This is a genomic window from Nocardia sp. NPDC055053, assembly GCF_053608285.1.
Map to the genome: position 1 here is coordinate 1 of NZ_JBSGVD010000086.1, position 1,443 is coordinate 1,443.

Genomic DNA, 1,443 nt, shown 5'->3' on the forward strand with positions numbered 1-1,443 from the left:
CCTGAGAGGTGATGCGTAGCCGTTGTGGTGAATTCAGTGATCCTATGCTGCCGAGAAAAGCCTCTAGTGAGTTGGTACACGGCCCGTACCCCAAACCGACACAGGTGGTCAGGTAGAGAATACTAAGGCGATCGAGAGAACTGTGGTTAAGGAACTCGGCAAAATGCCCCCGTAACTTCGGGAGAAGGGGGACCACGCCTGGTGATGAGTCTTGCACTCGGAGCTGGGTGGGGTCGCAGAGACCAGAGAGAAGCGACTGTTTACTAAAAACACAGGTCCGTGCGAAGTCGTAAGACGATGTATACGGACTGACGCCTGCCCGGTGCCGGAAGGTTAAGAGGACCGGTTAGCGTTTTCGGACGCGAAGCTGAGAATTTAAGCCCCGGTAAACGGCGGTGGTAACTATAACCATCCTAAGGTAGCGAAATTCCTTGTCGGGTAAGTTCCGACCTGCACGAATGGCGTAACGACTTCTCTGCTGTCTCAACCACAGACTCGGCGAAATTGCATTACGAGTAAAGATGCTCGTTACGCGCGGCAGGACGAAAAGACCCCGGGACCTTCACTATAGCTTGGTATTGGTGTTCGGTACGGTTTGTGTAGGATAGGTGGGAGACTGTGAAGCGGGTACGCCAGTATTCGTGGAGTCGTCGTTGAAATACCACTCTGATCGTATTGGACTTCTAACCTCGGACCATGATCTGGTTCAGGGACAGTGCCTGGTGGGTAGTTTAACTGGGGCGGTTGCCTCCCAAAATGTAACGGAGGCGCCCAAAGGTTCCCTCAGCCTGGTTGGCAATCAGGTGTCGAGTGCAAGTGCACAAGGGAGCTTGACTGTGAGAGTGACAGCTCGAGCAGGGACGAAAGTCGGGACTAGTGATCCGGCACCGGCAAGTGGAAGCGGTGTCGCTCAACGGATAAAAGGTACCCCGGGGATAACAGGCTGATCTTCCCCAAGAGTCCATATCGACGGGATGGTTTGGCACCTCGATGTCGGCTCGTCGCATCCTGGGGCTGGAGTAGGTCCCAAGGGTTGGGCTGTTCGCCCATTAAAGCGGCACGCGAGCTGGGTTTAGAACGTCGTGAGACAGTTCGGTCTCTATCCGCCGCGCGCGTTAGAAACTTGAGGAAGGCTGTCCCTAGTACGAGAGGACCGGGACGGACGAACCTCTGGTGTGCCAGTTGTTCCGCCAGGAGCACTGCTGGTTGGCTACGTTCGGAAGGGATAACCGCTGAAAGCATCTAAGCGGGAAGCCTGTTCCAAGATGAGGTTTCTCTCCCACTTGATGGGTTAAGGCCCCCTACAGACCATGGGGTTGATAGGCCGGAACTGGAAGCCAGGTAACTGGTGTAGGTGACTGGTACTAATAGGCCGAGGGCTTACTATCGAAGGTGTTACGCGTCCACTGTGCGGTATCTGAAACAACACACAGATCACCGAGA

At 54.9% G+C, this 1,443-nt stretch carries 1 rRNA gene; it reads left to right on the forward strand.

The annotated features are described in order from the left end of the window. Nucleotides 1-1,388, forward strand: a 23S ribosomal RNA gene (locus tag ACWF82_RS34355); the annotation flags it as partial. Between the last annotated feature and the right edge of the window lie 55 nt (nt 1,389-1,443).